This is a genomic window from Glaciimonas sp. GNP009 (assembly GCF_054343755.1).
The window spans coordinates 140,112-165,162 of sequence record NZ_JBTGUV010000004.1 but is presented as its reverse complement, the minus strand read 5'-3'; the positions used below and the strand labels follow the sequence as shown (position 1 = coordinate 165,162).

Here is a 25,051-nt window from a genome sequence, read left to right as displayed (position 1 = left end):
TTATTTCTCTCGCGGCAATGTGCCCCTAAGAAATAACTGTACCGCGCTTTTAATATGTTGGTCTAGTTCAGTTTGGCCTATTCGTTGCGTTAAACCAAATAACGCAATTTGAAGCGGGGCTGCGGTGACCATGCCGATGAATAATCTGGCCGCTTTCACTGGGTCATCTATTTCCAACGTTCCGCGGCAGACTTGTGCCTTAAGGTAACCAGCAACCAGTGATTCAGTATGCATCGGCCCAGCCTGATAAACAGTTTCTGCCAGATCTGGATTTCGTGCAACTTCCGCCAAACCCAGGCGGTACAGCCTAATGGCATCCGGAGAAGTGACCCGCGTCAGAATGACGGTACCGAGTCTGGTGAGCGCCGCGTCTGGTGTGCAGGTCTCGAGTACGCCGTCTTCAATGACTTTGGTCAGCTCATTGACGACTAATCGTTTAACCGTTGCGATCAGAAGTGCAGACTTATTGGAAAAATTCTCGTAAATGGTACGCGTGGACACACCGGCAGCGCGAGCAATCTGGGCAATGCTTGCTAGCCCGTAGCCCTCTTCCAAAAAGACCGTCGTCGCGGCATCGAGCAGAAGATCGAGGCGTTCTGCCTCCGTGCCTAAACGTGGTCGGCCAACACGGTTTTTTTTGATAATAGTAGCTGGAGCAGTAAGGGCCAGGTCCTGGACCGATTCCTGCGCCACTTTTTGTCTGTCTTTTGGAGCTGTTATTTTCATGGGTAAATAAAACGTTTGGTTTTTTTAATTCATGCTACATTAACATACTTCGTTTTTAGTATCTTGCTCAGGTCGTCAGTGAGATCAACCTTTAACCAATTTTCCCCAAGGTTAAAGAAACAACAAACGTAGTTAAAAGCCTCACAATATTACCAGTGCTTAACTTGTTTTAACAGCGAGCACAGGCCAGAGAAGCGGTTATTCTCTGTCAGAAAAGATTAGAAAAATTAGGTAAAATCTGCGATAAGTTGCTGTTATTTGAATTAACTCTTTCAAGCTATGGTGTCGGTATATCACACAGTCGGATAAGAACCATGATCCCTACAAATCGACCACGTAATAAGCTAAGAAACCGAGCGCATAAGGCTGGATTGCAGGCCATGCGCCAGCACATAAGCGGAGGTTCTTATCTGACTGCGCGTGCACGGTTGAGTGTGGCTATGTTGCTGCTGCTCGCCGGATGTGCCGTGGGTCCTGATTTCAAGGCCCCCGATGTACCTGACGTTGGTGATCATTACACCCCGACGTCGCTTCCGCAACAAACTGACGCTGCGCCCGGTCCTGCAGGGATTGCACAGAGTTTTTCCATTGGGCAAGATATTCCGGCACAATGGTGGTCACTCTTTCAATCTGCTGCGCTTGATCAAATGATTCGTGACGCGCTTAAACGTAGTCCAAGCATGGCTTCTGCCCAAGCTTCGTTGCGTGAAGCACAGGAAAATTTGCGCGCCCAAACTGGCAGTCTGCTTTTTCCTAGTGTCTCCGGCCAACTTGGCGCTACGCGTGAGAAGGCTAGTCCACTAAACAGCCAAGGTTCAGGAATTTTTAATTTGTATAACGCTTCAGTCAACGTGTCATACACGTTGGATGTATTCGGCGCTAACCGTCGTCAGCTGGAAGGGCTGCAGGCTAGTCTTGACTATCAACAGTTTCAGGTGGAAGCGACCTACTTGACCCTGACATCAAATTTGGTGACAACCGCGATTCAGGAGTCCTCATTGCGGGCTCAACTTCAGGCTACGCGCGAGATACTCAAGGCACAAGAGCAGCAGTTAGACGTGATTGAGAAACAGTTCAGCCTTGGTGCTATCGCGCGTTCGACCATTCTGCTTCAGCGCAATACGGTCGCGCAGACGCGCGCGACGATACCGCCGCTTGAAAAAAAATTAGCTTTAACGCGTAACCAATTATCCGTCTACGCGGGCAAGCTTCCAAGCGAAGCGGGTTTGCCTGAATTCGATCTGGGATCGTTGCAACTGCCACAAGAAATGCCGGTATCGTTACCATCGGCGCTGGTTCGACAAAGACCGGATATTCGCGCCAGCGAAGCCTTGCTGCACCAGGCCAGTGCGCAAATTGGTGTCGCCACCGCCAATCTCTATCCACAAATCAATTTGACCGGAAGTTATGGTCCGGTTGCCACTGAGTTTCCTAAGCTATTTACTGGCGGTGCGGCGATTTGGAGTTTGGCCGCAGGACTGACTCAACCGATTTTTAATGGTGGCGCACTGACCGCCAAACGGCGCGCGGCGATTGCTGCGTACGATGTGGCTGCGGCGAATTATCGCGGAACCGTGCTGACTGCATTTCAAAATGTGGCGGATTCACTGCGAGCGTTAGATTTAGACGCATCGACGCTGAAGCAACAGGCCGAAGTCGAATCCCTGTCGCGGGAATCTTTGAACCTGAGCACGCAACAATTTAAGCTTGGTGCAATTAGTTATCTCACGCTACTCGACGCACAGCGCACTTATCAACAGGCGAGAGTCGGGTTGGTTCAGGCGCAAGCGGCACGTTATGCCGACAGCGCCGCGTTGTTTCAGGCGCTTGGCGGCGGCTGGTGGAATCGCGCCACGTTGGCAGCGGCGTCCACAGGGGTGACCTTGCCTGTTCCTATTAAAGAAGATTGATCGATCTGCACGTTGGACAATGTGGCTGTGACAGCTACTTTAGTGGTGACCCTAGTACTCAGTACTTAGTACCCGGAGCCGAAAGCGGCAATAATGTAGACGTTATGCCTGTTTTACCCTGCACGCAATAGACCTAACAAAAATCAACAAATAACATCTGAATTCAGAATGCTAAAGGGAAGTATCCATGACTAAACGCATGCTCATTATGCTTGGAGCGGTGATCTTTTTGATTGCTTTATTGGCTCTTGGATTTTTTCTTCATATCAGAAAATTAATCGCTAGTGCGCCCAAACAAGGCGCTCAAACGATTTCGGCTACGACGATTAAAAACGTTGAATGGCAGCCGCATTTATCGTCGGTCGGCACGATGGTGGCGGTGCGAGGCGTTGATGTGACGAGCGAAATTGCCGGGTTGGTACGCACAGTCAATTTCAAGTCAGGTGAGGATGTTAAAGCCGGACAGTTGCTGGTTCAACTGAACGCTGATTCCGACATCGCCCAATTGCACTCTCTACAAGCCAATGCTGAACTTGCGGCCTCGGTATTAGCGCGTGACAAACAACAGCTTGCAGTGCAGGCGATTAGTCAGGCCCAGATCGATAGCGATATGGCCGATTTAAAGAGCAAGCGCGCATTAGCCGACCAACAATCTGCCACGGTTGATAAGAAGACCATTCGCGCTCCATTTGCGGGTAAGTTAGGAATAACGACAGTTAATCCGGGGCAATATCTCAATCCTGGCGATAAGATTGTGACGCTGCAAACGATTGATCCAATCTATGTTGACTTTTATATCCCGCAAAAACAACTCGGTGGGTTATTGGTTGGACAGGTATTAAATCTGACGAACGACGCTTACGCCAATACCGCCTTCAGTGGCAAGGTCACCGCCATCAGTTCCAAGGTGGATCCGGCTACGCGAAATGTGCAGGTTGAGGCTACGGTGTCTAACGCCAAGCGCCAGCTATTGCCAGGTATGTTTGCAAATGTGAACGTTGAAATAGGTGGCAAGAAGATGTATTTGACGCTGCCGCAAACCGCGATTACATACAACCCGTACGGGTCCACTGTGTTCGTTATCGCGCCGGCCGAGAAGAAACCGCCACAAAAAGATGGCTCTAAAGATGCACCTAGGGATGCACCTAAAGATGCGGCCAACGCGCCTAAAGAAGGCGATCTTATAGTCCAGCAGGTTTTTGTGACAACCGGCGAAACGCGAGGTGATCAGGTCGCGATATTGACCGGTCTGAAGGAAGGCCAACGTGTGGTTACCAGTGGACAATTGAAGTTGAAAAACGGTACTGCTGTAGTCATTAACAATACGGTCGAGCCACTCGATAATCCAAACCCGACTCCGCAGGAACACTGAGGCCACCAAGGCGATCCTTTATGAATTTCACCGATATTTTTATCCGCCGACCTGTTTTGGCCATGGTGGTGAGCTTGCTCCTGGTGGTGCTGGGATTGCGCTCACTGTTTAGCTTGCCGATCAATCAGTATCCAAAAACGCAGAACGCCGTTGTTACCGTGTCGACTACCTATTACGGCGCTGATGCGCAGACGATAGCGGGTTTTATTACGCAACCGCTCGAGTCGGCGATTGCGCAGGCGCAGGGGATCGATTATTTGTCGTCCTCCAGCAGTAGTGGCGTCTCAACCATCACGGCAACTTTGCGGCTGAACTACGATGCCAATCGGGCTTTGACCGAAATTAATACCCAAGTCAGCTCAGTTAAAAATCAGTTACCAGCGCAGGCGCAGCAACCAGTACTGACCGTTCAGACAGGTCAGACCACGGATGCCATGTATCTGGGTTTTTACAGCAACACGTTGCCGACCAATAACGTGACCGATTTTCTAAGCAGGGTGGTCAAGCCTAAGCTGGATTCGGTAAATGGCGTGCAGACAGCCGAGTTGCTGGGTGCGCGTTTGTTTGCGCTGCGAGCGTGGCTTGACGCTACAAAAATGGCTGCTTATGGCGTGACAGCCGCAGATGTCAGTCAGGCCCTGGCGAATAATAATTATTTGGCGGCGCTGGGATCAACCAAAGGTCAAATGGTCACGATACCGTTGACCGCTGGTACCGATCTCCATTCGGTAGATGAGTTTAAGAAACTGGTCATCAAGAACAGTGGTGATTCCGTGGTTCGACTGGAGGATCTGGCGACAGTCTCGCTTGGATCTGAAAACTATGATTTCAACGTAGCCTTTAGCGGCGTACGTTCAGTGTTCATTGGTATCAAAGTTGCGCCAGATGCCAATATTCTGGACGTTGCCAAACGTGTTCGCGCCGTTTTTCCGAGTATTCAGTCACAGTTGCCAGCGGGCTTGACGGGCGAAATTGTGTACGACTCAACTGCGTTCATCAATACCTCGATTAAAGAGGTTATTAAAACCTTGGTTGAGGCGCTGTTGATTGTAACGATTGTGATCTTCCTTTTCCTCGGCAGTGTCCGCGCTGTGTTGGTGCCGGTGATTGCGATGCCGTTGTCGTTGATCGGTACCTTCTTTGTGATGTTGGCATTGGGTTACTCCATCAATTTGCTGACCCTGCTGGCCATCGTCCTAGCGATCGGTCTGGTCGTGGATGATGCGATTATCGTGGTGGAAAACGTTGACAGGCATATGAAGGAAGGCAAGTCGCCGATGGATGCCGCGTTGCTGGGCGCGCGTGAACTTGGTAGTCCGATTCTGGCCATGACCGTGGTGCTGATTGCGGTGTACGTACCGATTGGTTTTCAGGGTGGTCTGACCGGTGCGTTATTCACGGAGTTTGCGTTCACGCTGGCGGGTGCGGTGGCTGTATCGGGCGTGGTCGCCTTGACCTTGTCACCAATGATGTGTTCGCGCTTCTTCCGTCCGGAGCAGGACACGGGGCGCTTTGTACAAAAAATCGATCGGGTATTTGAAAAGGTCCATCACACTTATCAGCGCACCTTGCATTCATTGTTGAATACCTGGCCGGTGTTAATTGTGATGGCGGTGATATTGATGGTGGTGCTTGGCCTGATGTTCAAGATGTCGCAATCGGAACTTGCGCCGGAAGAAGATCAGGGCATCGTCTTGTCTCAGGTCGTCGGTGCACCAACGGCTACCTCGGATCAAATGCAAAGGTATGCGGACCAGGTTTTCAAGGTCGGCAAGGGCATGTCTGAGTATAGCCAAATGTTCCAGATAACCGGTGTGCCTACCGTGAATGCCGGTATTGGCGGCATGCTATTGAAATCGTGGGAAGATCGAACCCGCAGCGCCAAGGAAATTCAACAAGATTTGCAGGCGCAGTGGAATAAGATTGCCGGTGCAAAAATTGCAGCGTTTCAGTTTCCCGCTTTGCCGGGCTCGTCTGGATTGCCGGTGCAGTTTGTTATCACCACTACCGAGCCTTTCGAAAATCTCAATACCATCGCACAACTCGTATTGGACAAGGCGCGGACTTCCGGCAAATTTTACTTTATCGATACTGACCTGAAGATCGATAAACCGCAGGCGACAGTGGTGGTGGATCGGGATAAGATTGCCGCGCTTGGTATGACGCAGCAAGATGTGGGCGCTGCGTTAGGTGCTGCGCTGGGCGGTGGTTACGTCAATTATTTTTCGATCGCGGGGCGCTCGTATAAGGTGATTCCACAGGTCTTGCAAGTCAACCGTTTAAATCCGTCCGAGGTGTTGAATTTTTACATCAAGACGCCAACCGGTACGATGATTCCAGCGAGCACTGTTGCCCATATTAAATACGACGTAGTGCCGGAAGCGATCAGTCGTTTTCAGCAGCTCAATTCGGTCACGCTTTCAGGCGTTTCTGGTTCCTCACAAGGGGATGTGTTGGCTTTCATGCGCAGCGCAGTCGCCGAGGTCGCGCCGAGCGGTTATACGGTTGATTATTCGGGACAGTCGCGGCAGTTCATGCAGGAGTCGGGCGGGTTCCTCGTGACTATGCTATTTGCGGTGATTATTGTGTTTCTGGCGTTGGCTGCATTGTTTGAAAGTTTCCGCGATCCAATTGTGATTCTGGTGTCCGTGCCGCTGGCATTGTTCGGGGCCACGATGTTTATCTTTTTGGGGTTTGCTTCGATCAATATTTATACCGAAGTCGGTTTGGTGACCCTGATGGGGCTTATCAGCAAACACGGTATTTTGATTGTTGAGGTGGCGAATCAACTACAAAAAACCGGCGTAGGTAAACGGCAGGCGATTGAAGAGGCTGCCGCTGTGCGGTTGCGGCCTATTTTGATGACGACTGCGGCCATGGTCTTTGGTGTATTACCGCTGGTGATCGCATCTGGCGCGGGCGCGGCGGGGCGGCATGCGATGGGGCTGGTGATTTTTACCGGCCTGTCAATCGGCACATTATTCACGCTGTTTGTTGTTCCTGCCATGTATTTGTTCCTGGCTGAAGATCATCAGGCGGTTGCTGCAAAAAAAGCCGCTCCGGGAAAATTATTGCAGGCAGATTAAGAATCGATTGAACATCACAGAAATTTAATGGTCACAAGGCTAAGCTCAGCTTCAATGGGCTTCAATCATCGGGAGCGGTGGTTGAAGTTTGGTTTGGTGGGATGCAATAGTACGTTTCCCACCAATACGAGGTATATGTCACACAAACGTTTTAGTGCTCCTCTGTTTCTGGCTTTAATTGGTTTGAGACAATTTATTACATCTTAAGAAGTCCAACACTGGCATCATCGATATTCGCAACATAATTCGTCTTCAGCGGCCAGATATCTATTGGCCGCTATTAAAAGGAGGTTTTTATGCTTTCCCCTCGATACCTGATCCAGACATCAAATACATCATCACAAAGCAAGTTCAAACATTTTCGTGCCTCATTTTTGGCCCTTGCTGCATTACTGGCGATGCTTTTTGGTACTTCCGTACAAGCCGCAGATAGCAATCAATCGAATGCGAATGCCGCTTATCAAAGGCAACGCACCGCCTGTATGAACGGTACATCCAATGAAGACCGGCCTACTTGCCTGCGTGAAGCTGGCGCGGCACTTCAGGCAGCAAAAAAAGGTCAGTTGACCGATCCGCAAGCGCAACTCGAGAAAAATAGATTGAGCCGTTGCGATGCATTGCCTGAAAAAGATCGTTCGGATTGTGTTCAGCGTATGCAGCCGGGTGGCGTTGTCGGAGGAAGTTCTCAGTCTGGTGGGATTTTAAGAGAGAGTGTGACGACCGAGGTAGGCCCCCCTGTGATAATCATTCCACCCTCTGGTGCGATGCCGAGCGGCAGTCAGTAATGATCTTGCATGATGGAGTTGATAGTTATCTGAGTTGACTTGAGGAGATGGGCGGTTTAAAAGGCTGCCGTCAAGCGCACCAGCATTGCTGAGCGTGCGCTTGGTTCTTCTCGAATTAAAACTGCTCTCGTCACTAAAGGCTAGCCGAGATGTGGTCGCAGAAACACCGAGACGCCATAAATACGAGATGAATACCAGACAAATACGAACAACGCGCTAGTTTTTTAGTGCGTACTCGCGTTTGCGTTTTATCGGCCTATGTAGCCTTCTTTTCAGCTTCGGCTTCCCCTTCTACATAAGCCTCAACGTCTATAGCTTGTCCGTAAACATCAAATTTCATCGCAATCGACAACGATCTGACGCCGATTGTCGTCAGTGCATCGTAGGTATCTTCGATTTCAATATCTAGTTCACGGGTAACCGCGGAAGGTTTTTCTGACGATGCGATCAACGCCCCATCGGATTCGTTATATAAATTCACGCGCAAAACCACGTCGCCGCGAACTTCCGCCGGTCCGATAATGGCGGTAGTATTTTCTGCACTGACACCTTGCTGTTCCAGACCGTGATTTAATTCCGACATCATTTGCAGCATAAAGTATTCGGCGATACCGCGTTCTTTGCCGCCATGAAATAGATCCTGATAGAGAAAATTAACATCGACTTCGCGGTCATCGGTGATAAGGCATTGCTTGACGAGCGGTGCGGCTTGCTCTGTCCAACTTTGGAAACGCTTCTCACGCGCTTCAAAATAAGCGTCAACGGCAGCGTCCTCATCCGGGACGTGATAAAACGCGTCATCAGCAGTCTTTAACGTAAAGCCAAGCAAAAAGCGCAGTTCGACCGCGATATCATCCGGCCCGAAATCGCTGTCAGGCCAACCGCCAAAGCTACTCTCAATAGCGGGTGTCGCAGCCGCTTTTTTGTCGGTCATCGATGCCAGCGCTTCGCGCACCATGGCGTTGATGTGGCTAAAAGTGATGCTGTCGATTTCATCCAAATGATAGGCGTAGCTAACCAGAACGACCGTGGCGTCCTGACTTTCCAATTGCGCCTTTTGCAAACTTTTGGTCAGCAAATCGAAGGCATCCTGATTTTGAAATGACTGCGCGCACTCTAGGCCACCGATCGTGCGTACGAACATCGGGATTAAAAATGCATTGATTTCAACTGTAATACCTTCATCACGGCGCGTTAAGACTACTTCTGCAGCCTCTTCAATGCGCTCTTTTAGCAATTGGTAGACGGCCGTGTCTGCGTGTTTTAAGCGGTCTAGCGATTCGTATAAGACGTCGTCTTTCTTTTGATGCAGACTTTTTTTAATGATCTTGTATACTTCGCGCTCTTGTTCTTTTAAGGTATCGTTTGATGGTCCATTTGAACCATCCGATTCGTTATTTTCGTTGCTTGCGCCGATTTCCTGCTCGGCCAGACCGATAGACAGATCGCACAGTTGCTGAACTAAAGCATCCTGAATTTCTTCGTCGGAAGGGGCGGATTTTCGGGGTATTGGGCGCTTGTTTTTTGGCATGATTGTTTGATTAAGTGAATACAAGAATCTGTTGGCGTAACAATAAAGAGGTCGTTGCGCATGCAGGAATGTAGACGTAATTATCCCCTAACACGGCAATTTCAGGAGAGGAACAGGCGTTGAGGGTGTGCATTTATGTTAAATAGGGTGTATTTTCATCTATTTTGCCCTGATAACCGACGTTTCATTTTCTTTTAGGCAATGCAGTGCTAGAATTTTCTTTCTATCAACCTATAGAGTGAGTCACCAAATGAATAAAAATGAATTGATTGAAGGTATTGCTGCAGATTGTGAACTATCAAAAGCAGCCGCTAAACGTGCTGTCGATTCTTTGATTGCTAACGTCATTAAAGCGGTAAAAAAGGGCGACTCCGTACAATTAATTGGATTCGGTACATTCGGCAGTGGTAAGCGTGCTGCTCGCACCGGACGCAATCCACGTACAGGCGAAGCGATCAAAATTAAAGCAGCAACGACGGTCAAATTCACCGCAGGTAAAGCATTTAAAGACGCTGTTAACGGTGCAAAAAAGAAAAAATAAATTTTTCTGTTGGGCTGATTTAAAAAAATGGCGAACCAACGTTCGCCATTTTTTTTCTTCTGAGCTTGTTAACGTTCCATGTTGCATCGATCAGTTGGGCTACGATCAAGACTGTTTACTCTTTGGTTCGAATAGCTGGTCGACTGGTGAGTTAACGGCAAATCAAGGATACTATCTTCCCTATTTCTTAAATGCATCAAAGTGATCTAAGCGGATGCCGGTTATTATTTACTTGGTATTTACTGGTTATGTGCTGGTTATTTCTTTTGTAGTGACTCAAAAAAGACTATTCATGCAGCATTCTTCTGAAGCACCCGTAGTCCAGTCGGTGGCGAAGGGCCAAGGCAAAGCGCTTTCGATAGTCTGCTTGCTAGTCGCGATGTCATCGCTGCAAGGCGGCGCTGCGCTGGCTAAAAGCTTATTCGCTGGTATTGGGGCCGAAGGTGTGACGGCTTTACGCATCGGATTCTCAGCCATTTTTTTATGTGCCATTTTTCGCCCTTGGCGAACCCCGTTAACGCAGATCGCCTGGCGTCCTATCATTATGTATGGCACCGCGTTAGGTTGTATGAATCTCGCGTTTTACATGGCGTTGAAAACAATACCGTTGGGGCCAGCAGTCGCCATCGAATTCACTGGGCCTTTAGCCGTTGCCATATTTTATTCGCGCCGTCCTGCTGATCTGATCTGGCTAGGATTGGCCGTCTTTGGGTTGTATCTGTTATTGCCGATCGGACAATTGTCAGGGGCGCTAGACACGACGGGCATCTTATTTGCGTTGTTTGCTGGCGCCTGCTGGGCTGTTTATATCATCGCGGGTAAAAAGGCGGGTGATGCGAATGGCCGCATGAGTGTCCCATTAGGTGCGTTGGTGGCGACCATTTTTATATTTCCTATTGGCTTTTATCATGCGGGAACTGACTTGTTCTCATTATCGATCTTGCCGACTGCGTTGCTGGTAGCGTTGTTTTCGTCGACTCTGCCTTACAGCCTTGAGATGATCGCGCTAACAAGATTGCCGTCCAAAACTTTTAGTATGCTAATGAGCCTTGAACCTGCCTTGGGCGCGATTTCCGGCTATCTGTTTTTAAAAGAAGGATTGACGTCATCGCAGGGAATTGCGGTGTTGTGCATTATTGTGAGCTCAATGGGCATTACGGGCGCGATAGGCAGAACGCGAAAGTGAAATCTGAGTAATGTATAACCTACAACATTCGTCGGATCGTCTAATGCAAGTCTCGGTTTAGCATTATAGAAGTAACGCCCAAGGCGATACGAAGCGATCTGTCAGTCGGCAAATCCACGTGCTCCCTGTAGTCCTCCTGTATGCACAGCGACAATGCGTTCGTCATCTCTAAATGCATTAGCGTGGACCATATTTCGCAAAGCAAAAAAAAGCTTTCCAGTGTAGACCGGCTCTATAGGAATACCAGTTTCCTGCGAAAAATCGCGACAAAATTGTCGTAATTCTGGCGGTGCTTTTCCATAGCCGCCATGATGCGCATCGGTGATAAGCTCATAATTTGTGTAGGATGGATAACCAGCTTGTTGCAGTAATAATGCAATTTCTTTATGGAGATAGCCTGCATTTTTGAGTACGGCAATGCCGATTACACGTCCTCTGCCCTGCATGCCTGCTAATAATCCTGCCATCGTAGCACCAGTGCCGCAAGCCACCATCATGACTTCTGGAATAAAGGGAAGTTCGTTGACTAGTTCCGCTACGCCCTTTAGTGCGGCGGCCGAGCTACCGCCTTCTGGAAACCAGACGTCATCGTTTGTTTCGGATAGGTAGCGTCGCCATTCATCCGTTATATCACGCAGCGCGCGATAGTCTTCGCGTGTCACAAATTGAATTTCCATCCCGAGTTGTCGACAGTCATCTAACGTTGCTGTATTCATTGCTTCGGTTCCACGTACCAATCCGCGCGTTGGCCATCCAAACAAAGCGCCCGCATGAGCAAGTGCATGCAGATGATTCGACCAAGGCCCACCCATCGTGGTCAGTGTAACTTTGCGGCCTTTAAGCGCGATGAGTGGATATTTAAGCTTGCGAAATTTATTTCCGGAGACTGTTGGATGGTATAAGTCATCACGTTTAATCCATACCGCCCGCCCAATCAACGATGGTAATGCGATGGCGTGAAGCGGTGACGGCGGGGCAAAAAAAGGCATGAGGGCAGAGCATTCATAATAAAGAAGGGTGAAGAGTTTATAGATGTTTTTTAGGGAAATGGCAATCCCGACTAATCTTGTCAAATGCGTTTGTGTGGCTTTAAAGTGTCTACGATCAGATTATGTTTTTTCAACCTTTCAGCTAATTTTGACAAGCAAGCATAGAAAGATTTCTGTAATATTAGGTTTTAATTAATAGATAACTAATTTCATGTTTCTGAATCCCCGTAGTTGGTTATTAACACGATTACTAATAAGCGCTAAAAGGTTTGGCCATGCCTGCTGATACAACGGCTATTAATAAATTGATGGATCGTTTTAATGCACATTCCAGTGTTTGGTTATTCGGCTATGGATCGTTGATATTCAAAGTTGATTTTCCGTTTGTCGAACGACGGCCTGCATATATTAAACATTGGAGCCGACGCTTCTGGCAAGGCTCATACGATCATCGCGGGACGCTTGATGCGCCCGGCAGAGTGGTGACGCTGATACCGCAAACTGACGCAGTTTGCGAAGGAATGGCCTATCTTATTACGCCAGATATTTTAGAGCAGCTTGATTTTCGCGAAAAGAACGGTTACCTGCGTCTCTACACAGAGATGGTATTTGAAGATGGCACAAGCGCTCAGGGATTGGTTTATATCGCGACAGAAGAAAATTCGGCCTTCCTCGGACCGGCGACCGAGCTGGAGATTGCACGACAAATCGCCGCATCCGCTGGTCCCAGCGGCGACAATAAAGACTATCTCGTTGGTCTGGCAGAAGCACTCAGAGCGCTCGGTAAAGAAGATGTGCATGTGTTTGAAATTGAGCGCCATTTGATCGCATTGTGACATCAGGCAGACCTGATAACTCAGGTCTGCCACGAAGTAAGATGTGACAAAGTCCGTCACCTTTGCGGATTGCTTACGCACATCTGAAAGTCTATGACGCAGAGCGGGCAAGGGAAGCTGCCGCAGCGGGATCTGTATAGCGTTTAGCTACCTTCTAAAGTACTTGCAGCGCAATCAGCGCCATGATGACGGCAGTGATTCTGGTATCAATGAGCACAGTGTCGGTGTGTTGATGTCAAAACCGGTATCAACCAAAGCAAAGTTATCATTGGATGTATTTTCTTGAAGCCCTTATAGTGAACAGAGTGACGTATTGCAGAGTGTCATTCAATGTCGGCAATTCAGTCTCGGCAACGGTCGACAACTAATGAGTAGTCAACATCAAGGTGGAACAATCAATGGAATATCGTGTACTTGGCCGGACTGGCTGGAAAGTCTCAACGGTTAGTTTTGGTAGCTGGGCAATTGGTGGAACGTGGGGCACTGTGAGCGATGAAGAGTCGCGTCTGGCGTTACACAAGGCATTAGATGAAGGCGTGAATTTTTTCGATACTGCAGATGTGTATGGTGACGGCCGCAGTGAACGGTTATTGGCGCAATTGCGCAAAGAACGTAGCGAAAAATTTCATATTGCGACGAAGGCCGGACGTCGGTTAGATCCGCATGTTGCTGGCGGTTATAACCGCGAAAATTTAACTGCCTTTGTTGAACGCAGTTTGCGAAATCTGGACACTGATGCACTAGATCTGCTGCAATTGCATTGCCCGCCGACCGATGTTTATTACATGCCGGAAGTGTTTGGTGTATTGGATGACTTGGTCAAAGCCGGTAAGGTGCAGCATTACGGTGTTAGCGTTGAAAGGGTGGAAGAAGCATTAAAGGCCATTGAATATCAGGATGTGCAGAGCGTTCAGATCATTTACAATATTTTCCGTCAACGTCCGCAAGAGCTCTTTTTTGCAGAAGCCACGCGTCGTCAAGTAGGTGTGCTAGCCAGATTGCCGTTATCTTCCGGTATGTTGTCGGGTAAGTTCAATGCGAGCAGTACGTTCGCAGCAGATGATCATCGTCAATTTAATCGACAAGGCGCTGCTTTTGATCGTGGCGAGACGTTCTCAGGGCTGGATTATGCCACCGGTTTGGAAGCAGTTGAAGCGTTGCGCGCTTTGGTACCGACTGGTATGTCGATGGCGCAACTGGCGCTGCGCTGGATATTGATGTCACCGGCGGTCACCTGCGTATTAGCGGGCGCCAAGCGCGCGGATCAGGTTGCAGAAAATATGATCGCCGCCGATTTGCCGCCGCTACCAGATAGCTTGCTGCAAGCAATAGATGTTCTTTATCGTGAGCGAGTTCGACCACACGTTCAACATTACTGGTGATTTTTGCTGGCGATATGATGCGTAACTAATGTAATGATATCGCCAGTTTGTTTGTCACAAATCCACGGGTTGGCCGACCAATTAAAAAGAAAACACACCGTCTATCCCGTTCCGTCCACGCCTTTGCAAATCCACTTACAGACCACTCAGCTAAAGGCGGTTCAATATACATTCGACAATTATTCAGCTTGCTGGATGCACAACTTCGAACTTATTTGTCGCATCATTTATTGGGACTAAGCATAGCCTGACCAGGTATCGGTGCCATTTTTCCGTACATTGAAGGGTTTGCATGCGATTTCTTGTTTATCATTTTGACGCGTGTCAACCTCGATGAATGATGTTCTATTGTCATTCAATTGAGGCTATTAAAGAACGCGCCGGTAGTGCGTTTGCACTGGTCGGTGAGTGCACTCGGCTGGCATTGTGTTTCCTTGCGTATGCAATAACATGATTAATAGGGTTATTAGCGGTCTTCAAAGAGTTTTCTATGTAATAAGCTTGTTTTACAACTCAACTGTTTAATTGCGCTGCGTTAAAATGATGCAGGTTTTCAGCAAGCGGAAAATAACAGAAGAATATTTAACAGGAATAGTAATGAGTAACAATAATAGTAACGGTCCAACAAGTTTAACAAAAGATGAATACGACGCCTTGGCACAGATCGCGCGGACACGGAACCGTGGGCCAGAGACGGCTTGCGTAGCGCGTAATGCTAAGCGCCTATCGGGTTTGAAATATATTGCCTATGGGAAGAATGGGCAACTGGCCCTAACAGAAAAGGGCGAGCAAACGCTATTCGTTAAAAGTTGCATTGAAGGACTTCGGGCTATTTCGACCGACCCGCTCGCGCCGCTTGAAGCTGACGTAGAAGTTTTTCTCGGTAGAAAAGGGCATATCGTCGCTAACGAATCCGGCGATGGCTTTGAGATAACATTACGTGGGCGTGAAAGCCTGGCTGACATCGACTCCAACGCTGGCTAGACGAATGAAGCGTGGTGATATTTTTTTGGAGTTGTCCGAATAAAAGGAGTCAGTATGTCGTGTGAAGCATGCAATGCAATAGAGTTGAGAAAACGTAAAGGCGTGGGCCATCCCAAGTTGACGCAAATTGGTGAACCGGTGAAAGTGCGCAATATGGGGCAGCCCGCAGTCATCATGACCCATTACGTCTGCGAGGAATGCGGTGTAAAGTGGCAGTACGAAGACGATAGGCGTGATGTCTATGCCGGATGGTCGATTGAGCCTTAAGTCTGGAATACGGAGTCTACAATAGGACTTGGGCGCGATTAAATTCTTAGACAGTTGGGAGCAGAAATGGATACCAGCAAAGAGAAATTTAAGCAGGAAGATAAAAAATTCTTAGCTCAGAAAGTACCGACCCAGACTTCTAGTTCTGGATCAACCTCTCACGTAGAAAAGGATCAGTCTTCACCTTCCGCCACGGAAGATAGGCTGAATTCGCAGCATATTTTGCATGAAGTCGCGGTGCAGGCGGATGGAACCGAAGATCCGGGTGCCGGCATTGAGCAAATGGTGGAATCCAAAGTAGAAAGTGGTAGCAGTTTACAACCGTCTTCAACACCGGCCATTGATCCGGCGGCATTATCGCCTAAACGCAATCCCGGCCCTGATTGAGTGCAATGCAGTAGTCATGGTTTGATCTGACAGGAAGTGTCAGCTCAGAAATGGCGCAGATTTCACTGTTATCGCCCCTGGCAATATTGCCCTTAATGCCCGCGCTATCGACCAATAAGAGTCGTACAGATTTTTCATTGCAATGACAGCTATGCAGCGTTAGCAGTCATTGCTAGGGTGAAGTATTGAGAAGTGCTGAAAATTACATTCAATGCCTTACACTCATTTCACGACTAATTTTGGGTTTGTCGATGGGCGTGCACCTCCTGTAGTCTTCTTCGCTATTGGCTTACGATCGACATTTTTCTTAGGTGCCGGTTTTACTAGCCGTGCCTTTTTTGCGGCGGGCTGGCTTAGCGCAGATTGGTTTGCTAAATGCATCGACAACGCATCTGTAAAATTCGTGCGGGACAATCTCTTCACAGATTTTTCCGATACTTTCGGACTGGAAGCTGAGGCTCGGACAGTAACTTTACCGGCGGTTGTACGCGCTGCTGGTTTCGCAGCGACAACGCGTTGATTTAGGGCAGATTGCCTTGATAGAGGCGTCTTCAGTGCGCCCGTTGAATTCGTGCGGGACGATTGCTTCAACGATTTTTCCGATACTTTCGGACTGGAAGCTGAGGCTCGAACAGTAACTTTACCGGCGGTCGTACGCAGCGCCGGTTTCGCCGGGACGCCAGATGTTTTCTTTTTTGCTACCACCCTGATCGTCTTGCCAACAAATGGTTTCTCAATGACTCTCCCTAGCGCTGACCTTACAACCACTTCATTTGCGACGGATTTAAATTGATTTTTTGTATGAGTGCTACCGGCTGGGGTCTTTGAACCCACATTAGCTAATTTTGCTTGATCTTTTACGATGTCTGCAATTGCCAATCCAACGGTAGAAGTGACAATAATTTTCGTAAGCACCGACGTCAAGGATTCAGCGTCCGTACAAACATATTCATCCATCCCAACAGTAATTTTGCATGGGTAACCTAAAGAGTCCTGTCTCCACCGCGCAATCTCTATAATCTTGGATGGTGAGTGTTTCAGTCCCTTTAATACAATAGCTGAATACTTTTCCTTTGCGAAGAAAAATGCAAAAGTCTGCAATAACTCATTATCCGAATTCAGTGCTCTTTTGATAATTTTGATCGTGACAGTGCCGGACGTAGCAGATTCGAGGGACTCCTCCAGCCGTCGTAAAACACCCTTAATTTCAGCGTGCTCTTGTTGAGCAACTTGTGCCGCATCCATGCCAGTTCGAATTGCAACTAAAAATTCGTTCATAACGCTTTCCATTCAATTGTGATCGCAACCGGAAAGTGGTCAAATTTTGTCTTCTTATCCATCACTTGCTCAGTATACGAAGGCAGATTTATCACTTCGACTGCACTTTCGTCTAGGTGCCATTGCGATTGGCCGAGCAATCCTGAAGAAACAATGATTTGATCAAAGGTTCGCCATCTATCGAGCTTGTCCTTGGCGTAGAAATAGGTGCCACAAAATCCGACATTATCGGAGCCTCGAGAATAGTCGCGATCGCTCCCGATACGATTCCAAAACGGGTTATATAAACTACCTGGCTTAGCGGAAGCCAAATGCCTATCTCTAGTTGCCTTTAGGTTAAAGGCTAGTGGAGTATCAAACGGCTCATCGTTATAATCGCCCATCAGTATGATTTTTGCTAAAGGGTCTACTTCCCAAACTTCATCCACAGCACTCTTTAAATGGTCGCCATATCTATTTCTCTCTACATTAGATTTGTTCATCCTCATTACGCTGGGCCAATGAGAAACAAACACATTTAGAAGTGTTTGGTCCTTTAGAATTGTGAACTCCACACGCTGCGCTATTTTTTGTGTGCTTTGCCCACTCATGGCATGTATATTCTTGTTTGCTCGATACTGAAGGGTTTTGGAGTCGTATATTAAACACGTGTCATACGTTACACGATTCAATTTTTCTACTCCACTTACCACCTCAAATCCGAGTCTAGAACAATGGTCTTTCAACCAGTCGATTTCTGCTTCAGACAATTCACACAATCCCAATATGTGAAATCCTCTAGTAACTAGTAATTCGCTGATGACTTGTAATGCGATACGTTTGGACTCGTCTGTTGCTCTGTCGCTCGCCTTTGTTGGGGCGAGGCTTGTATTCCACCAAGCACATGAAATTTTCATTATTGTTTAGTTTGAGGGGGAACAAATATCCTTGAAACACATGGAAGATTGTACACTCTAGCTAGCTTCCTCCATATAGCGTCCGCTATCAGTCTGAAGGGGCCGTTCAGCTGGCGCTGTGTAAATGACCGCAATTGGCGGCAGATTCAAGCAAGTGATTTAGCGAAACCACGAAAAAAATTTGTTTTGGTTAATCTTATAGTTGATAATTGAATCTATGAACGATACCCAAAACCGCCCCCCACTTCCTGATCGGCTCTCAGTCGATCCTCGTAGCCCTTTCCATAATGCGGCCATATTTGAACATGATGTTGGTATTAAACTTAACGATAAAGAACGCTTCGATGTTGAGGAATATTGTATCAGCGAGGGATGGATTAAAGTCCCGGCCGGAAAGGCGCTAGATCGGAAGGGCAACCCCTTAATGACTAAAGTGAAAGGCACGGTCGAATCTTTCTATCGGTAGGTGCTGTTCTTTGATTCGCATTTCTTTACTTCTTTGATAGCCTGCAAGGGCGTGTGCGCTCACTTTTTTTTCGATAGCGATTACACGTCCGCTTTTGGCCGAGGCTGTGTGAAAACGCAGAAAAATTCGGTGCACATAACAATCGGCACCATAAAACGGTCGCTACGTGATCGTCACGATATCGGCAATGATCACTCTACCCACGAAAATTTCCTGCTTTTGCGTTTTCATACAATCTCGGTCGAAGTCAGAAGTTCGAGAAGTGTTAAGGCGCGATAAAATCGTACACTGATTGGCGGGGTCGATTTGCTCTGCTACAAGTAAATAATCTTGCGGTAAATGCGTTTAACAAAAATCTCGGCTGCTAGTCTGTAATTGCCCAAGTAATGCAGATAAATCCACCAGTCGTTTAGCGACCAGATGTCTGACGTTGTCCTTGGATTGCCAAATGCCATAGACGCCGAGAAGGGTGGCGCTGAGCAATTCTTTGCGCTGTTTGTCGACTAATCCAGGCCAGACAATGACATTGATTGAACCGGTCTCGTCTTCGATGGTGACAAACATGGTGCCTTTTGCTGTGCCGGGACGTTGCCGAACAGTGACGATGCCGCAGCCACGGGCCAGTTGATCATTGGCAAAGGTGTTGAGTACATCGGCTGGAACGAACCGTTTTGCGCTTAATTGTTTGCGCAAAAATGCGAGAGGATGGCGACCAAGTGTCAGTCCTAGCGTGCGGTAATCGTTGACCAGACTTTCTGCTTCACTGGGTGCGTTTAGCAATAGCGACGGCTCTTCTACTTTAGCGATTTTTAACAAGTCTTTATCGGGTGCGCTGATTAATGCTTGCCACAACGCCTGTCGACGGTTGCCAGATAGGGCGATCAGTGCGTTGGCTGCCGCCAATGCTTGTAACTGATCGCGCTTTAAATGCGCGCGTAAGGCCATGTCATGAATGTCGCTAAAGGCTCTGATTGCACGGGCCGCTTCGATCGCCATCACGCTATCGGCGCTTAAGCCGCGCACCATATTTAGTCCTAATCTTACTGCTTGTCTTGCCCTTGGCTGCGCTGTATTTAATTGAGTTGCTTTTGATTGAGAACAGGTTTCCAGAGTTGCCTCCCAATTGCTGATGGTGACATCAACCGGCAACACTTCAACGCCATGGCGGCGGGCATCCTGCGTTAGTTGCGATGGCGAATAAAATCCCATTGGCTGACTATTCAATAGCGCGCACAGAAAAGCCTCCGGTTCATGACATTTCAACCATGCGCTGGCATAGGCCAGCAAAGCAAAACTGGCCGCATGACTTTCTGGAAAGCCATATTCGCCAAATCCTTGAATCTGGCTGTAGATTGCTTCGGCATATGATCTCTCATACTTATTATTTGCCGTCATACCGGCAATCAATTTTTCACGGTATTTATCTAGTCCGCCTTTCCGTTTCCACGCTGCCATCGCGCGGCGCAGGCCATCTGCTTCACCGGGCGTAAATCCTGCGGCGATGATAGCGATTTGCATGACCTGTTCCTGAAAAATAGGTATGCCTAACGTGCGGCCTAATGCCGCTTTTAATTCGTCATTAGGAAGGGTATCTTTTTCTAGTCCTTGTTTTCGTCGAAGATAAGGATGGACCATGCCGCCCTGAATCGGTCCGGGTCTTACGATTGCCACCTCGATGACCAGATCGTAAAATTTTCTTGGTCGCAAACGCGGCAGCATGCTCATCTGAGCACGACTTTCAATTTGGAACACACCAACTGTATCGGCGTTGCAAATCATGTCGTAGGTTGCTGTATCTTCGGCAGGAATATTGCGCAGTTCAAATGCTTCACCGCGTTGTTGCGCCACCATCGCCAAGGCACGCCGTAGCATCGTCAGCATGCCTAGCGCCAGTATGTCAACTTTCAGTATTCCCAAGGCATCCAGATCGTCTTTATCCCATTGGACAACACTACGATCTTTCATCGTTGCGTTTTCGATCGGCACCAAACGTGATAACTTGCCGCGTGAAATCACAAAGCCACCGGGATGCTGAGACAGATGGCGGGGAAATCCCAATAACGTATGGGATATCGTTGACCACTGCTGGGCCAGCGCTGATTGGGGATCGACCCCGCACTCCAGAAAACGCTGATCCAGATTGTGCTTGTCATCCCACCACCGATGCGATTTGGCAACCTGATCGACTACGCCGAGATCAACACCAAGCGCTTTGCCGACATCGCGCAATACACTGCGCGGACGATAGCTGATCACTACTGCCGTCAATGCAGCACGCAGCCGTCCGTATTTATTATAGATATATTGGATAACTTCTTCGCGCCGCTGATGCTCAAAATCGACGTCGATATCCGGTGGTTCGTTGCGTTCCTTGCTAATAAAGCGTTCAAATAAAAGCGTACTGCGCGCTGGGTCCACTGCGGTAATGCCGAGGCAATAACATACTGCAGAATTCGCAGCCGAACCGCGTCCCTGACATAGTATGTCCTGACTGCGCGCAAAGCGAACGATGTCATAGACGGTTAAAAAGTACGACGCATAACCGAGGTCATTGATCAGGTCGAGTTCTTGCTCAACTTGTTTTTGGACCTTAAGGGGAATACCTTCCGGAAACAATTGGTGCGCGCCGATATAGGTTTCCTGTCGCAGATAAGTGGTGGGCGTCTGACCCGCAGGTACTAACTCATCCGGATATTCGTAACGTAGTTCATCGAGTGAAAAATGACACAAATCGGCGATGTTGATGGTTTCTGCTAATGCCGCAGGTGAGTAGAGGTTAGTCAGACGCAATCGCGTCCGCAGATGCTGTTCGGCATTTGGTGCCAGATCATATCCGCACGCTGCAATCGGCTTACCCAAACGGATAGCGGTCAGCGTATCCTGCAACGGCTTGCGCGAGCGCACATGCATGCAGACATCGCCGGTCGCAACTATTGGAATAGACATCTTGCTTGCCACCATTTCGACGATGCCACGATGTTGATCGTCATCGGCACGATGGAGCAACGTTAAACCGATCCAGGCCCGCTGTGAAAAGTTTTTTTTCAGCCACTTTGCCTGTTTGGCGAGGGCGGCAGCACTCATGCCATGACTAGCCAACAGTATGATCAGGCAATCAGGCAGAGTGCGCAGATGTGCGTACGGATTCTCGCATTCATCTGAGTGGGGAGCGACATCAAGTTCAGTCAGATCATCGGCGCTCAGGCGGTATGATCCTTTGGTAGCCCGCGTACGTGCTAATGTTATGAGCTCTGATAAATTACCGTAGCCTTCGCGATTTTGGGCTAATACGATGATTGAGAAAGTCGGATTGTCATCTTGGTCGACTAACTGAAATCGGCTGCCGATAATCAGATGCAGCTTATGGATTTTGGCTTCGGTATGTGCGCGGACAACGCCAGCTACAGAGCATTCATCGGTAATGGCGAGTGCGCGGTAGCCTAACTGTGCAGCGCGGGTAGCCAATTCTTCCGGATGCGACGCACCACGCAGGAAGCTAAAGTTGGTGGCGCAGTGCAGTTCAGCATAGTCCGGAAGTGTTGATTTTAGGGGCAGAGTATTCATTTTAAAAAAACGATAAAAAAACGATAAAACGCGGCTTTACGGGAAGTCTTTACATTTAATTAGTAAAAAATAAGTCAAAATTTAACGCGTATTTTTGATATTTTTGAAGGTGATTCTTGGTTTGTATGCAGTACGCCAATACTCTTATTTAAGTGGGATTATCATTTATTGACGATTTTCATTACTGAATTAAAGACGAGAGGATTCAGGCAAACAGTCCGTGTAAATACCAATTGATATCTTCTCCATCACGTTCGCGATAGACCCAATAACGCGCCGCTTCACTGCCTTCTGCGATGAAGTAATCGCGTACAGCAAGTCCTTCGTCCCACCATCCGGCTTCAATTCTTTCCGGCCCCGACAGCAACCTTAACGGTGATCCATAAAATGGTCGATGGTCGCGCACCAACAGGGCGAGTGGTTGTTGTAAAAGCCAAAATGGTCGTTGGCTTGCAATGATCGTATTGGTCGTCTGCAAAAGGGTATTGCTGGCAGCTTGCCAGGCATTCGCCACTTCTGGCCGATGATCTGCCAATGCAGCTGGCGCGAGGACATTTTCTGCGCCGAGTCGTGCTGTTAAGAGTTCTAACAAACGATGATAGTCAGCTGAGGTGCCGCCGGGCTCAGGAAAGAGTGATGCGGTAGGTGGCAACATTGGGGTTACCTGGGTTGCACTCAGTCGCACGGCAATAATCGGACCACTTAGCTGATAACGGCTAAGACGCTCTTTTAGCAAGCGCAACAAATGCGCTTCATGCCATGCCGGTTCTGCGAGTGTTATTTCCAAAGTGCTTGGTGCAATTGCCTGACGCCCGCGTTCATGTTCCATTGAAAGAACAAAACCAGAGATCGCCAACTGTTGTGCCGCCAGCCAGCCGATCATTTGCTGGATTAAGTGACGTGCGCCGAACAAGACCGATTCGGCATGTTCTATCCGATCTGGCAATTCCAGATAGGCTGAGAATTCTTTCGGGGCTTGCACCCATTCAAACATTTCCGGTGCGACGCCATACGCACAATCGAGCGTTTCCAGTATCCGTTTGTCGCTACGTCGCAGCAATCCCGCGCGCGGTAATCTGCGAAGATCAGCAATGGTGCGACAGCCGATTCCTTCCAGCCACTCTTGATAAGGATGTGTTGCCGGCAATACAGAAAATGGTAATGCCTGGATGTAGCGCAGTGCGGTATCCATTCGGACGCTGCGACGTTGTTTGGGTAGACCGGAACGCGGTACATAACGCGCTAAACACCACGCTCCTTGTGCGGTTGGCGCCATGCTGATTTGTGCGGTAAAGCCGAGCGCATCAATGCTTGCACGCACACGACGACAGAGTACTAAGCGACCGCCGAAAGCGCTCAGGCTGGCGCTGATGTTAAGCAGTAAGCTGGCTTCTTCGGCATGTGTGACTTCCGGTGTGTATTGCAACAATGTCAGCGCTATCGCATCCATTGCACTTTGCTCCTTGACTAAATCCCGTTCATAAAGGGTAGTTTGGGGAGCGATTGCCAGCACGCCGCCGCGCCGCATTCCGCTGCGCACACCGCTGGCGGCAGCATCGGTTGTCATCGTCAATACCTGATCGTGATCCATTACCGCCATCATGCCTGGTGCAGACCAGCGCGGGCGGCAGGTTTCAAGCGGTAATAAAGGAAGATGTACACCAATCCACAAAGGCATCATTATTGGCCTCCTAAAAAGTGGCTGTACGCGTCAGTTCGAGTCAATTCGCGTCAATATTGGTTATGCGGTGCTGGCAATTCCACAGACTGGATTTGTGTTTCTAGTGCGAGTTCCTGGTTATGCCCTTGGTTCTTCTTCATGGACTGAGTTGTCTTAATGTTGATTCTTGAGAGTATTTTTGTGTCCGTAATATTTGTGCTGACTGAATGTATTAATGGATTTGATGTTTCTTCCACTGCATCCGATGCTTCGCTATTGGCCCAAGTCAGGTAAAGCGGTTCAATATGTTGCGGTCCGCGACGCTTGAGTAGTTGTACTTCGATACCGTTATGTGCAGGGCGGAGCAACAGTCTTAACGGCGCAGGTGACGACTCATGGGCCGCGCTCAAAGGTCGGACCATCCACAACATGGTGTTGCTGGCTTGTGCTGCAAGGTGCAAGCGTCGTAGCGCATCGGTACGGATATGAGATTGCCAGAACACCAGAGCACCACAACTACCATTGCGTAAAATCTGCTCAGCTGACCAAAGTGCATCGGCACTTCCGGCGGTCTTTATCCATAGCAATCGATGCGCGGGCAGACCCCAGCCGCTCCACGCTGCTATTTGGGGTAAATGGGGAGGTTGCAAAAGGACGATCCTTCGATTCTCCTGCGTGAGCATGGTTAAGGCAGGTTGCAATAAATGCATTTCACCACTTCCAGCTTGCTGCAACAAAAGCTCTATTAATGCCGAATGGGGCCATCCGCGATTGGGGAGCTCTTGATCCAGAGCGTCATGACCAGATGTCATGACGGCGCCGCGATAAGATGACATTTGATTGCCGCGCCACAACGCATGCGGGAGCGATTCAACTAGCGACTGTGCAGCAACGGATATGCTGCTGGAGCGAGCGGCAGGAGGCGCAATAATATGTGGAGTGGCGGACATAATTTAGCTCAATTGTTTAGTCGGATAGCATTTTTGCTAACTGACTTAATTAACAGATTATTTAAATAGACGAGAAAAAGATAATTTCTATTGTACTGTATAAATATACAGTACTTTTTCAATGGCTCTTCAATAATTCATTAGCTAATTTTGTTATGAGCCCACTTTGAATGCTGAATTTTGCTAAATATTGGCTTTATTTTGTCTGTAGATCGATAGCGTTAGCGGGGTGATTCTTTCCGCATATTGCGGAAC

At 48.5% G+C, this 25,051-nt stretch carries 20 protein-coding genes; 12 read left to right on the top strand and 8 right to left on the bottom strand.

What is annotated here, in order from left to right; all coding sequences use genetic code 11:
- Window positions 1-726: a TetR/AcrR family transcriptional regulator gene (locus tag ACXX82_RS01810; protein ID WP_322239474.1), complete on the bottom strand. Its 726-nt coding sequence runs from the start codon at window positions 724-726 to the stop codon at window positions 1-3.
- A gap of 314 nt (window positions 727-1,040) precedes the next feature.
- Between ACXX82_RS01810 and ACXX82_RS01805 the strand changes: the two genes are divergently transcribed.
- The 4 genes from ACXX82_RS01805 (at window position 1,041) to ACXX82_RS01790 (ending at window position 7,879) form a co-directional block, all read left to right on the top strand.
- Window positions 1,041-2,636, top strand: coding sequence for an efflux transporter outer membrane subunit (locus ACXX82_RS01805; RefSeq protein WP_458562274.1), 1,596 nt, complete (start codon window positions 1,041-1,043; stop codon window positions 2,634-2,636).
- A 187-nt stretch (window positions 2,637-2,823) separates the two neighbouring features.
- The gene (locus tag ACXX82_RS01800; protein ID WP_458562273.1) at window positions 2,824-4,008 is read left to right on the top strand and encodes an efflux RND transporter periplasmic adaptor subunit; all 1,185 of its coding nucleotides are present in this window, start codon (window positions 2,824-2,826) and stop codon (window positions 4,006-4,008) included.
- 20 nt (window positions 4,009-4,028) lie between these two features.
- Window positions 4,029-7,094: an efflux RND transporter permease subunit gene (locus ACXX82_RS01795; RefSeq protein WP_322239469.1), complete on the top strand. Its 3,066-nt coding sequence runs from the start codon at window positions 4,029-4,031 to the stop codon at window positions 7,092-7,094.
- Window positions 7,095-7,390: 296 nt separating this feature from the next.
- Window positions 7,391-7,879 carry a hypothetical protein gene (locus ACXX82_RS01790; protein WP_322239467.1) on the top strand — a complete coding sequence of 163 codons (489 nt, stop codon included), beginning with the start codon at window positions 7,391-7,393 and terminating at the stop codon, window positions 7,877-7,879.
- A gap of 256 nt (window positions 7,880-8,135) precedes the next feature.
- Here the strand turns inward: ACXX82_RS01790 and ACXX82_RS01785 are convergent, their stop codons facing one another.
- Complete coding sequence (locus ACXX82_RS01785) at window positions 8,136-9,410, bottom strand: DUF2863 family protein (protein ID WP_458562272.1); 1,275 nt, start codon at window positions 9,408-9,410, stop codon at window positions 8,136-8,138.
- Between the two features lie 238 nt (window positions 9,411-9,648).
- On the opposite strand from ACXX82_RS01785, the gene ACXX82_RS01780 reads away from it, so the two are divergent.
- Together ACXX82_RS01780 and ACXX82_RS01775 are read left to right on the top strand one after the other, a co-directional pair.
- Window positions 9,649-9,951 carry an HU family DNA-binding protein gene (locus ACXX82_RS01780; RefSeq protein WP_503421158.1) on the top strand — a complete coding sequence of 101 codons (303 nt, stop codon included), beginning with the start codon at window positions 9,649-9,651 and terminating at the stop codon, window positions 9,949-9,951.
- Between the two features lie 292 nt (window positions 9,952-10,243).
- Window positions 10,244-11,137: an EamA family transporter gene (locus ACXX82_RS01775; RefSeq protein ID WP_458562271.1), complete on the top strand. Its 894-nt coding sequence runs from the start codon at window positions 10,244-10,246 to the stop codon at window positions 11,135-11,137.
- Between the two features lie 101 nt (window positions 11,138-11,238).
- On the opposite strand, the gene ACXX82_RS01770 is transcribed toward ACXX82_RS01775, so the two are convergent.
- Window positions 11,239-12,126, bottom strand: a complete 888-nt coding sequence (locus ACXX82_RS01770; protein WP_322239461.1) for a 1-aminocyclopropane-1-carboxylate deaminase/D-cysteine desulfhydrase — start codon at window positions 12,124-12,126, stop codon at window positions 11,239-11,241.
- Window positions 12,127-12,401: 275 nt separating this feature from the next.
- Here ACXX82_RS01770 and ACXX82_RS01765 point away from each other — a divergent pair, with 275 nt between their 5' ends.
- The 5 genes from ACXX82_RS01765 to ACXX82_RS01745 all read left to right on the top strand — a co-directional run bounded on the left by ACXX82_RS01765 (window position 12,402) and on the right by ACXX82_RS01745 (window position 15,982).
- Window positions 12,402-12,962, top strand: a complete 561-nt coding sequence (locus ACXX82_RS01765; protein WP_458562270.1) for a gamma-glutamylcyclotransferase — start codon at window positions 12,402-12,404, stop codon at window positions 12,960-12,962.
- A gap of 398 nt (window positions 12,963-13,360) precedes the next feature.
- Window positions 13,361-14,344, top strand: a complete 984-nt coding sequence (locus ACXX82_RS01760) for an aldo/keto reductase (protein WP_458562269.1) — start codon at window positions 13,361-13,363, stop codon at window positions 14,342-14,344.
- Between the two features lie 597 nt (window positions 14,345-14,941).
- Window positions 14,942-15,328, top strand: a complete 387-nt coding sequence (locus ACXX82_RS01755; RefSeq protein WP_322239455.1) for a hypothetical protein — start codon at window positions 14,942-14,944, stop codon at window positions 15,326-15,328.
- A gap of 54 nt (window positions 15,329-15,382) precedes the next feature.
- Complete coding sequence (locus ACXX82_RS01750; protein ID WP_458562268.1) at window positions 15,383-15,595, top strand: hypothetical protein; 213 nt, start codon at window positions 15,383-15,385, stop codon at window positions 15,593-15,595.
- A 66-nt stretch (window positions 15,596-15,661) separates the two neighbouring features.
- Entirely contained in the window at window positions 15,662-15,982 is a 321-nt protein-coding gene (locus ACXX82_RS01745; protein ID WP_322239451.1) for a hypothetical protein, read from the top strand.
- 222 nt (window positions 15,983-16,204) lie between these two features.
- Here ACXX82_RS01745 and ACXX82_RS01740 read toward each other — a convergent pair whose 3' ends face one another.
- Both ACXX82_RS01740 and ACXX82_RS01735 read right to left on the bottom strand, forming a co-directional pair.
- On the bottom strand, window positions 16,205-17,260 hold the full coding sequence (locus ACXX82_RS01740) for a hypothetical protein (protein ID WP_458562267.1): 1,056 nt from the start codon (window positions 17,258-17,260) through the stop codon (window positions 16,205-16,207).
- Entirely contained in the window at window positions 17,257-18,156 is a 900-nt protein-coding gene (locus ACXX82_RS01735) for an endonuclease/exonuclease/phosphatase family protein (RefSeq protein WP_458562266.1), read from the bottom strand. Before ACXX82_RS01735 ends, ACXX82_RS01740 begins: the two co-directional genes overlap by 4 nt.
- Window positions 18,157-18,373: 217 nt before the next feature.
- Here ACXX82_RS01735 and ACXX82_RS01730 point away from each other — a divergent pair, with 217 nt between their 5' ends.
- Window positions 18,374-18,622: a DUF3297 family protein gene (locus ACXX82_RS01730; protein WP_322239445.1), complete on the top strand. Its 249-nt coding sequence runs from the start codon at window positions 18,374-18,376 to the stop codon at window positions 18,620-18,622.
- Window positions 18,623-18,967: 345 nt separating this feature from the next.
- Here ACXX82_RS01730 and ACXX82_RS01725 read toward each other — a convergent pair whose 3' ends face one another.
- The 3 genes from ACXX82_RS01725 to imuA all read right to left on the bottom strand — a co-directional run bounded on the left by ACXX82_RS01725 (window position 18,968) and on the right by imuA (window position 24,796).
- On the bottom strand, window positions 18,968-22,186 hold the full coding sequence (locus ACXX82_RS01725; protein WP_458562265.1) for an error-prone DNA polymerase: 3,219 nt from the start codon (window positions 22,184-22,186) through the stop codon (window positions 18,968-18,970).
- A gap of 205 nt (window positions 22,187-22,391) precedes the next feature.
- Window positions 22,392-23,867: a Y-family DNA polymerase gene (locus ACXX82_RS01720; RefSeq protein WP_322239441.1), complete on the bottom strand. Its 1,476-nt coding sequence runs from the start codon at window positions 23,865-23,867 to the stop codon at window positions 22,392-22,394.
- A 50-nt stretch (window positions 23,868-23,917) separates the two neighbouring features.
- Window positions 23,918-24,796, bottom strand: a complete 879-nt coding sequence (imuA, locus tag ACXX82_RS01715; protein ID WP_458562264.1) for a translesion DNA synthesis-associated protein ImuA — start codon at window positions 24,794-24,796, stop codon at window positions 23,918-23,920.
- Window positions 24,797-25,051 lie beyond the last annotated feature (255 nt).

Bases quoted from the DNA above. Each gene is read 5' to 3' on its own strand.
- ACXX82_RS01810 (WP_322239474.1), bottom strand. From the start codon at position 726: ATGAAAATAACAGCTCCAAAAGACAGACAAAAAGTGGCGCAGGAATCG.
- ACXX82_RS01805 (WP_458562274.1), top strand. From the start codon at position 1,041: ATGATCCCTACAAATCGACCACGTAATAAGCTAAGAAACCGAGCGCAT.
- ACXX82_RS01800 (WP_458562273.1), top strand. From the start codon at position 2,824: ATGACTAAACGCATGCTCATTATGCTTGGAGCGGTGATCTTTTTGATT.
- ACXX82_RS01795 (WP_322239469.1), top strand. From the start codon at position 4,029: ATGAATTTCACCGATATTTTTATCCGCCGACCTGTTTTGGCCATGGTG.
- ACXX82_RS01790 (WP_322239467.1), top strand. From the start codon at position 7,391: ATGCTTTCCCCTCGATACCTGATCCAGACATCAAATACATCATCACAA.
- ACXX82_RS01785 (WP_458562272.1), bottom strand. From the start codon at position 9,410: ATGCCAAAAAACAAGCGCCCAATACCCCGAAAATCCGCCCCTTCCGAC.
- ACXX82_RS01775 (WP_458562271.1), top strand. From the start codon at position 10,244: ATGCAGCATTCTTCTGAAGCACCCGTAGTCCAGTCGGTGGCGAAGGGC.
- ACXX82_RS01770 (WP_322239461.1), bottom strand. From the start codon at position 12,126: ATGCCTTTTTTTGCCCCGCCGTCACCGCTTCACGCCATCGCATTACCA.
- ACXX82_RS01765 (WP_458562270.1), top strand. From the start codon at position 12,402: ATGCCTGCTGATACAACGGCTATTAATAAATTGATGGATCGTTTTAAT.
- ACXX82_RS01760 (WP_458562269.1), top strand. From the start codon at position 13,361: ATGGAATATCGTGTACTTGGCCGGACTGGCTGGAAAGTCTCAACGGTT.
- ACXX82_RS01755 (WP_322239455.1), top strand. From the start codon at position 14,942: ATGAGTAACAATAATAGTAACGGTCCAACAAGTTTAACAAAAGATGAA.
- ACXX82_RS01750 (WP_458562268.1), top strand. From the start codon at position 15,383: ATGTCGTGTGAAGCATGCAATGCAATAGAGTTGAGAAAACGTAAAGGC.
- ACXX82_RS01745 (WP_322239451.1), top strand. From the start codon at position 15,662: ATGGATACCAGCAAAGAGAAATTTAAGCAGGAAGATAAAAAATTCTTA.
- ACXX82_RS01740 (WP_458562267.1), bottom strand. From the start codon at position 17,260: ATGAACGAATTTTTAGTTGCAATTCGAACTGGCATGGATGCGGCACAA.
- ACXX82_RS01735 (WP_458562266.1), bottom strand. From the start codon at position 18,156: ATGAAAATTTCATGTGCTTGGTGGAATACAAGCCTCGCCCCAACAAAG.
- ACXX82_RS01730 (WP_322239445.1), top strand. From the start codon at position 18,374: ATGAACGATACCCAAAACCGCCCCCCACTTCCTGATCGGCTCTCAGTC.
- ACXX82_RS01725 (WP_458562265.1), bottom strand. From the start codon at position 22,186: ATGAATACTCTGCCCCTAAAATCAACACTTCCGGACTATGCTGAACTG.
- ACXX82_RS01720 (WP_322239441.1), bottom strand. From the start codon at position 23,867: ATGATGCCTTTGTGGATTGGTGTACATCTTCCTTTATTACCGCTTGAA.
- imuA (WP_458562264.1), bottom strand. From the start codon at position 24,796: ATGTCCGCCACTCCACATATTATTGCGCCTCCTGCCGCTCGCTCCAGC.